Origin of the sequence: Roseovarius sp. (assembly GCF_018066915.1) — a bacterium.
In the GTDB taxonomy this organism is placed as follows: Bacteria; Pseudomonadota; Alphaproteobacteria; order Rhodobacterales; family Rhodobacteraceae; genus Roseovarius.
This window is the reverse complement of sequence record NZ_JAGPVV010000297.1, coordinates 1-7,219: the sequence shown is the minus strand read 5'-3', so window position 1 is coordinate 7,219 and position 7,219 is coordinate 1. Positions and strand designations below refer to the sequence as shown.

Here is a 7,219-nt window from a genome sequence, read left to right as displayed (position 1 = left end):
GACCCCGCCGTGATCGGCGCACCGTCGCGGGCGTGTTTGAAGCCCTTGCCGGAATGTTTGGTGGCAAGGATCACGTCATCGCGCCGCCCGGAGGCTTTGATCCAGTCGCCGATGATTTCTTCGGTGCGGCCGGTGGTTTCCGCGCTCATCGGGGTGGTGGGATACATCTCGGCGGTGTCGATGAAATTCACGCCGCGCTCCAGCGCGCGGTTGATCTGGGCATGGCCCTCTGCCGGGGTGTTCTGTGAGCCCCATGTCATCGAGCCAAGGCAGAGCGCGCTCACCTCGATCCCGGTCCGGCCCAAGGGTCTTTTCTGCATGGTGTCTCCTGGGGTATGGGTTTTGGGATGGGATACGGGAGGAAGGGGGTATAGGGAAGGGGGGATGTTCAGCCATCCGGTCGCAGGGCAAGGCCGCTGGTGCTCGCGGTAGTGCGAGTGGCGTTTAGCGGACAGTCGTGCCTGATACGGGGAACTGCGGGTTAGAGGCCTATTTCTTGATTCTGCGATATGGATCAATGTCTGCTTCAGTGTCATACGGAATCAAAATTCCATAGGGACTGATTGTGATCTATTCTGTAACGCTTCTGTTTGGTTTGATCCTCGCTCCGCTTCTGGTTCAGCTCCGCGGCTACAAGCCCGCCGCGCTGTTCTTTACGGTAGCAGCAGTCTACGCGGTTTTTGGCGCTGCCAGCTTCGCGCGAATCCAAATTGCGTTAAGCCAGGTCCGAGAGGCAGAGCCTGCATATCAAGAAACCTATTACGTGATGAGCCATGCGTATTTCTTGTTGAACATTGGCATTGCAATGGCTGTCTTCGGGGCAATAACATTGGCTCAAACGCGATTTGGGGTGATGCGATACCCCGGCTTGACTAAGTTACTATTCTGGATTCTGCATATAACGCTGATCGGCAGCACCTCATTTCAAGGAGTGCTCGCATTTATCCTGCCAAAGCCGCGTAGGTATATCGATTATCCGGAGTTCATGGAAACCTACCTTCTAATAATCTCGTGGTCAGGCGTTCTGTCACAAGCTGCACTACTCGGTCTATTGTGTCTGCTTTTGTGGTCAATTACGGCAAGATGGCTTGCAAGCTGAATCTCGTCTTACAGAAAAGAGCGGTCTTTGGAGCAACCACAACGAAAGCGCGTTTCGTCCCGCATTGCAGACCTTGCTCTTTATCGCGGCAAGTGTCCGGTTTGTCCCTCACCTCGGTCCCTAGTGCCGGACCGCCCCAGCCCTAGCACGCCTTTTGTCGGGGGAAACGTCTCGGGCCGTGTTCCTGCGCGACCTCAAACCCAAAAGCCAATCAGCCTTTTCCCAACGCGCCTCAGTGGTTGTGCCCGTGCCCAGGCCCATGACCATGGTCGTGATCGTGCCCGTGGTCGTCATCCAGGCTGCCGTGGAGGGCGAATTGTTCTAGACCCGCGTCCTGGGCTTCGATCACGCTAAAGGTTTCGCGCACGCCTGCCTCGGTCAGTTCGCGGATCACGGTGAGGAGGGTGTTGGGGGTGTGATCTTCGCAGAGGTCGGCCATTTGCGCCACTTCCTCGCGCGCCACAGGCAATGCTGCGGCGAGGTCCGGCGCGCCGTAGATGTCGACGAAATGCTGGGCCAATGCCTGCGTCAGGGTGGCAATCTCGACCTCTTCCACTTGGGTCACGGCGACAAAGGTCACGCGGCCAAAGGTTTCGACCCCGAGCCAGCCGTTGGAAAACGCCTGACGGGATTTGCCGGTGAGATCAGCCTCGGACCAGTTGGAAAACTCGAATCCGCCCGAGATGCACCATTCCCCGGTGCGCGCGGGGCTGTGATAGACGCGCTGATCGCTCTCGTCGAAATGGATGGCGCGGGCGAGTTTCATGGTTGGGTCTCCAACAAAGTGGTGAGCGGGATGAGATGGGTGGTGTCGGGGCCGCGCAAGAGCATGCCAAAGCGGTCGTCCACGCCCTGAAACGTGCCGGTGAGGCCGTTTTGCGTGACCTCCTCGCCCATGCGCCAGGCAAGGCCGCGCCATTCGGCATGGAGCGCGCGGGGGCCTGCGTCTTCCCATGTGTTGATCCAGACGAGGCTATGGCGCGCCCAGGCCTCTAACAATTCCACTGGGTCCACCTCCGCGCAGCCCTCGTCATAGAGCGTGGTCTGGTCGGGTTGGTCGCCGGGGCGCTCGGTGATCTGCAGGAGGGGCAGGTCGAGGCCGATGACGAGCCAGTCGGGCTCGACCTCGGGATCGCTGCCGCCTGCGGCCACGCGCAGCCGACCGCAAGAGGCGCCGTTGAGGCGGATGCCGCCCGACCATTCCAGTTGCACCGCCACTTCGGGCGGGGCGAGCGCGCCAAAGGCGTTCTGAAAGCCGACGCCGCAGGTGGGCAGCATCACCATCGCCTCGGCCAGTGGCACCTCGGGGGCGAGAACGATGGCGGCCATCAGGTGATTGGCGGTGACGTTATGCACGATGAGGCCCGCGTCACAGCCCTCGGCCGCGAGGGTGCAGGCCACATCAAAAGGATGGGTCGCGCCGGTGACGGCGCGCCCTGACATCAGGGGTGGAAAGCTGGGCGTGGTCATGCCAGCCCTTCATTGATCAGATAGCGGGCCACCTCGCGGAAGGCTTGCGCCTGTGGGCTGTCGGGTTTCGAGACCACGATGGGCGCGCCGCCATCCGAGGCCACGCGAATGTCGAGATGCAGGGGAATTTCCGCCAAGAGTGGCACGCCCAGTTTCTCGGCCTCGGCCCGCACACCGCCATGGCCAAAGACATGCTCTTCATGGCCGCAGTTGGTGCAGATATGCGTGCTCATGTTCTCGATCATGCCCAGCACCGGCACATGCAGCTGGTTGAACATGTCGATCCCCTTGCGGGCATCCAAGAGCGCCACATCCTGCGGCGTCGAGACGATGATCGCGCCATCCACCTGCGCCTTTTGCGCGAGCGTCATCTGCACGTCGCCGGTGCCGGGCGGCAGGTCCACCAAGAGCACATCGAGCGCGCCCCATTGCACCTGCATCAGCATCTGTTGCAGCGCGCCCATCAGCATCGGGCCGCGCCAGACCACGGCCTGACCTTCGTTGGTCATAAGGCCGATGGACATCATGGTCACGCCGTGGTTGCGCATCGGCAGGATGGTCTTGCCATCGGGGCTGGCGGGGCGGCCAGAGACGCCCAGCATGCGCGGCTGGCTGGGGCCATAGACATCGGCATCCAAGAGGCCGACGCGCCGCCCTTCGGCAGCAAGCGCACAGGCGAGATTGGCGGAGACCGTGGATTTGCCCACGCCGCCCTTGCCGGAGGCGATAGCGATCAGGTGATTGACGCCGGGGACTTTTTCGGGGCCTTTCGGCTCTGCCTTTCGGCTGGGTTTGAGATCGGGCGGCGCCTTGGTCGAATGGCCCGTGAGCACGACCGACACGCTTTCGGCCCCGGCAAGTGCCTTGACCGCCGCCTCGGCGGCGTCGCGCACCGGGGTATAGGCCTGCGCCTTGGCCGGGTCGATTTCCAGCACGAAGCGCACGGTGCCGCCGTCGACGGTCAGGGCGCGCATGACGCCTGCGGCCACGATGTCCGATCCGCTGACCGGATCGGTGATGGTCTTGAGCGCCTCGAGGACGCTCTCTCTTGTCAATGCCACGTCAGTCCTGCCCTTTGATGATGCCGGTCACGGTATGCTCGATGTCCAACCCCTCGACGGTCAGAACCACCTTGGCGGTGAATTCCTGCCCGGCGGTCGCGCCCTTCTTGCGCAGGCCGTCTTCGATGGCCTGTTGCGAGGTGACGCCCACCTGTTTGAGGAATTTGCGCATCGACATGTTGAAATCGTCGCTCATCGGTCTCTCCCTTTGCTGATCTGAATGCTTGACGCCGATATAGGCGGTTTTCTAGGCTTGGGTATGCGCCTGGTGATGACCCTCTGCAATCGGCTGACCCGGACCGCGATGCTGTGGCTCGCGGTGGCTTTGTTGCTCATGCCCGGTGTTGCGCGCGCCGATGACAAGCGATTTCGCCTGAGCGCGCCCGAGGCCTTGGCGCAGAGTGGTCTCTTGCAGCATCTCCTCCCCCGCTTCGCGCTCAAGACCGGGGTGCGGGTCGAGGTGGTGGAGGAAGGGGCCGAGGCCGAGATCACGCTGGCACCGCAGGACGGTCGGGCAGTGTTCGAGGGCGTGGGCGCAGTCTGGCGCATGGGTGTCGTCGGCGCGCATCCGGGGGCGGCCCGGTTCGCTGATTGGCTGACGTCCGAGATCGGGCAGCGCACGGTGACAAGCTATGAGGTGGCCGGTGTGGCCCCCTTTCGTCTGCCGCAGGTGGAGGACGAGGCCGAGGCGGTCGCGGTGTTCGAGGGCGATGCCGCGCTGGGCAAGCAAGTATCCTTGCGGCAATGCGGGCGCTGTCATGTGGTGGCCCCCGAGAACCGGATGGGGGCGATTGGTTCGACCCCGTCGTTTGCCGTGCTGCGGACCTTTGCCGACTGGGATGCGCGGTTCCAGAGCTTTTTTGCGCTCAAGCCCCATCCCGCTTTTACCCAAGTGGCCGGTGTGACCCAGCCCTTTGCCATCCATCTGCCGTCGCCGATTGCGCCCATCGAGGTTACGCTCGAGGAGTTGGAGGCGATCATCGCCTATGTGGCGGGGTTGGCCCCCGCCGATCTGGGCGCGCCAATCCAAGTTCAGTGATCCTTGCGCTTGGTCAGGTAATCTTCGGTGCGGCGCACGCGCGGCCGCTCGCCCATGGCAAAGGGATTGTCGGCCGAGTTGAACTGCGCGTTGATGCGGCAGCCCTCGCACATCTGGATCATGCGCGCCGCCTCTGACGTGGCGAACATCGCGTGCTTGCCCGCGAGTTTTTCGGTGATCCGGTCAATCGTGGCCTTCGAGCCAAAGAGCGTGCCACATTCGATACAGGCAAACGGCTCTTCCTCGTTCAGCACCACTTGGGTGAGCGCGGAATCGTCGAGGTTCATGCGCGGCTCGAGCGTAATCGCCTTTTCCGGGCAGATCGTGGCGCAGATGCCGCATTGCAGGCAGGCATCCTCTTGAAAGCGCAATTGCGGTTTGTCCTCGTTATCCATCAGCGCGCCCGAGGGGCAGAGCGAGACGCAAGAGAGGCAGAGCGTGCAGGCGTCGGTATTGACCAGCACCGCGCCGTAAGGGGCGGCGGCGGGGAGGGGCAGCGTGCCGCCCGACGGGTTGAGGGATCTGGCGGCAAGGCGCGCGACCTGCCTGCGGCTGCCCATGGGCAGGACCGGGCTGGCGAGGGGGGCGGGTGGCGTGGCACCATAAAGAGCGTCGCAGAGCGCGTCGGGGTCGGTCAGGTCGAGCAGGTGGACGCATCCCGCCCCTGACATGGCCTGCGCCAGCGGCACCTCTTGGTCGAGCGCGTCGCGTTCGGTGGTGGGGGCGAGCAGGATCGCCACATCGGCAAAGCCCGAGGCGAGGGCCGCAAGGATTTCGGCATGGCCAAAGCCCGCGAGCGCCGACACCTCCAGTGGGACCACATCGGCGGGCAACCCGCGCCCGTGGCGGGCGGCAAGGCGGATCATCTCGGCCCCGTGAGTGGCATCATGGACAAGCAGGCGCGGGGCGCTGCCGCCCGCCTTGCGATAGGCCTGCGCCAAGGTTTGAATCCGGCGAAAGGTCATGTCGGGCGGCGGCGCGTCATAGGTGATGGCCCCCGAGGGGCAGCGCGCGGCGCAGGCCCCGCATCCGGCACAGATCATCGGATCAATGCTGACGTGATCGCCGTCCGGGCTGATCGCGCCGGTGGGACAGATATCAAGGCATTTGCTGCACCCGGTCTGTTCGGCACGGGAATGGGCGCAAATGAGCGGCTCGAGCGCCACATAGAGCGGCTTTTCGAAGGTGCCGATCATCTGGGCGGCCTGAAACACCGCGTCCGAGACCGCATGCAGGCTGCCGGGATCGGCGCGCAGGTAGCCGTCGCGTTTCTCGGGGGCGGGAAAGAGCGGCGTGCCGCCGCGCAGGTCAAGAAGCACGTCGCATTGCGTCTGCCCGCCATCGCGCGGGTTCGTCCAACGCAGCGCGCCGCGCCCGGCGGGATTGACCTGTTGCAGCGCGTCGATGCGCAGCTCGAACTGACCGAGCGTGCCGCTGGCCTGCGTGATCCGACCCCGGATCGCATCGAAACCGCGGCTCTCGGGCGGGTCGGTCTCATCCGTCAAAAGCACCGTGACGCCAAGGAGGGGGGCCAGTTTCTCGGCGGCAGGCAGGGCCACATCCGAGGTGCCAAGGATCAGGCAGAGCCCTTCGGAAATGACATCGAGGGTCTTTTGTGGCGGGGTGGGAAGGCTGGCTTCGGCCAGAAGCGCGGCCATTTTGGGTAGTTTTGAGGCTGGATCATCCGACCAACCGGCCCTGTCGCGCAGGTCGATCAGGGGGGGGCTGTCCACCTCCAGATCGGCGGCGAGATCCTCGAAAACGCGGGCCTCCTGGGTGCAACAAATAATTGCCTCGCCGGTGGCGATGGCCTTGGCTGCGGCCTCGATTTCATCGGTGCAGAGCGCGCTGTGCCGCCGCGAACACCCCAGGCCGGTGGCCTTGGACAGGCCCTCTGGGTCGAGCGTCTGGGTGGCGGAACAATCGCACAAAATCAGATGTTTAGGCATGTTTACCCCGGTGTTTGACACGGCTGGGAAGCGGACCCCATGGGTCACTTTGCGCAGAGATTAGGCATGATTCGAAGCCCTCGTAAACCGATATTCGAATCGACCGATGCAGAGGAGGGGGGTGATGGAGGGGGTATTTTAAACCCGATTGATTCTGTTTGTTTTCAACATCTTGCAATGCGGCAGTGCAGCATTGAAAAGGCCGAAGTGGACAATCTGTCCCTCGGGCGCTGATGCAGGATCATGGGTGGTTCAAAATGTCCGGATCGGACCCGATGTGGACCGCTGCACACAAAAAGGGCTTTGCGTGGTCAAAAAGTCAGACCAAACATAAAGCACGCAGCAAAGGATGCACCATCGCGTGACCTATCGCCACGAAACACAGACGCTCGCCAAGCAGATGATGGTGCCCTTGGGCATTGTCATGCGGCGCACGCCCGGCGTGACCCGTTGGGCGGCGTGGGCATGGCGGGCGGTTTCGGTGCTGCCGGGGGCACCGCAGGCAGACTGGCGCGAATTGCGGCGCGACGGGGACGCGGTGGATTTTCACGCCGCGACCGTGCTTCTTGATCTGCATCACACCCAGACCGAGGCCTATTTG

The 7,219-nt window shown here is 63.3% G+C and carries 9 protein-coding genes; 3 read left to right on the top strand and 6 right to left on the bottom strand.

Annotated elements, in window-relative coordinates; all coding sequences use genetic code 11:
* A partial coding sequence (locus KBT70_RS16525) for an aldo/keto reductase (protein WP_296636594.1) occupies window positions 1–320 on the bottom strand: 320 nt, incomplete at its 3' end.
* A 245-nt stretch (window positions 321–565) separates the two neighbouring features.
* Here KBT70_RS16525 and KBT70_RS16520 point away from each other — a divergent pair.
* The gene (locus tag KBT70_RS16520; protein WP_296636591.1) at window positions 566–1,099 is read left to right on the top strand and encodes a hypothetical protein; all 534 of its coding nucleotides are present in this window, start codon (window positions 566–568) and stop codon (window positions 1,097–1,099) included.
* A gap of 232 nt (window positions 1,100–1,331) precedes the next feature.
* On the opposite strand, the gene KBT70_RS16515 is transcribed toward KBT70_RS16520, so the two are convergent.
* From KBT70_RS16515 to KBT70_RS16500, 4 genes are read right to left on the bottom strand one after another with little or no spacing between them, the layout of a single operon-like run.
* Window positions 1,332–1,865 carry a DUF6505 family protein gene (locus KBT70_RS16515; RefSeq protein ID WP_296636587.1) on the bottom strand — a complete coding sequence of 178 codons (534 nt, stop codon included), beginning with the start codon at window positions 1,863–1,865 and terminating at the stop codon, window positions 1,332–1,334.
* Window positions 1,862–2,569, bottom strand: coding sequence for a biotin/lipoate--protein ligase family protein (locus KBT70_RS16510; RefSeq protein ID WP_296636585.1), 708 nt, complete (start codon window positions 2,567–2,569; stop codon window positions 1,862–1,864). The genes KBT70_RS16515 and KBT70_RS16510 overlap by 4 nt, the downstream gene beginning before the upstream one ends.
* Window positions 2,566–3,630, bottom strand: coding sequence for an iron-sulfur cluster carrier protein ApbC (gene apbC / locus KBT70_RS16505; protein ID WP_296636580.1), 1,065 nt, complete (start codon window positions 3,628–3,630; stop codon window positions 2,566–2,568). Before apbC ends, KBT70_RS16510 begins: the two co-directional genes overlap by 4 nt.
* A gap of 1 nt (window position 3,631) precedes the next feature.
* Window positions 3,632–3,826: a DUF6494 family protein gene (locus KBT70_RS16500; protein ID WP_296636576.1), complete on the bottom strand. Its 195-nt coding sequence runs from the start codon at window positions 3,824–3,826 to the stop codon at window positions 3,632–3,634.
* Window positions 3,827–3,901: 75 nt separating this feature from the next.
* On the opposite strand from KBT70_RS16500, the gene KBT70_RS16495 reads away from it, so the two are divergent.
* Entirely contained in the window at window positions 3,902–4,669 is a 768-nt protein-coding gene (locus KBT70_RS16495; protein WP_296636572.1) for a hypothetical protein, read from the top strand.
* Here KBT70_RS16495 and KBT70_RS16490 read toward each other — a convergent pair.
* Window positions 4,663–6,618 carry a 4Fe-4S binding protein gene (locus tag KBT70_RS16490; RefSeq protein WP_296636568.1) on the bottom strand — a complete coding sequence of 652 codons (1,956 nt, stop codon included), beginning with the start codon at window positions 6,616–6,618 and terminating at the stop codon, window positions 4,663–4,665. The two genes, KBT70_RS16495 and KBT70_RS16490, sit on opposite strands and share 7 nt — an antisense overlap.
* A gap of 349 nt (window positions 6,619–6,967) precedes the next feature.
* Between KBT70_RS16490 and KBT70_RS16485 the strand changes: the two genes are divergently transcribed.
* The coding region (locus tag KBT70_RS16485) for a DUF3305 domain-containing protein (RefSeq protein WP_296636564.1) at window positions 6,968–7,219 on the top strand (252 nt) is incomplete at its 3' end.

What these genes read in the sequence shown, in the direction of transcription:
- KBT70_RS16490 (WP_296636568.1), bottom strand. Translation starts at nt 6,618, where the DNA reads ATGCCTAAACATCTGATTTTGTGCGATTGTTCCGCCACCCAGACGCTC.
- KBT70_RS16515 (WP_296636587.1), bottom strand. Translation starts at nt 1,865, where the DNA reads ATGAAACTCGCCCGCGCCATCCATTTCGACGAGAGCGATCAGCGCGTC.
- KBT70_RS16500 (WP_296636576.1), bottom strand. Translation starts at nt 3,826, where the DNA reads ATGAGCGACGATTTCAACATGTCGATGCGCAAATTCCTCAAACAGGTG.
- KBT70_RS16495 (WP_296636572.1), top strand. Translation starts at nt 3,902, where the DNA reads ATGACCCTCTGCAATCGGCTGACCCGGACCGCGATGCTGTGGCTCGCG.
- KBT70_RS16510 (WP_296636585.1), bottom strand. Translation starts at nt 2,569, where the DNA reads ATGACCACGCCCAGCTTTCCACCCCTGATGTCAGGGCGCGCCGTCACC.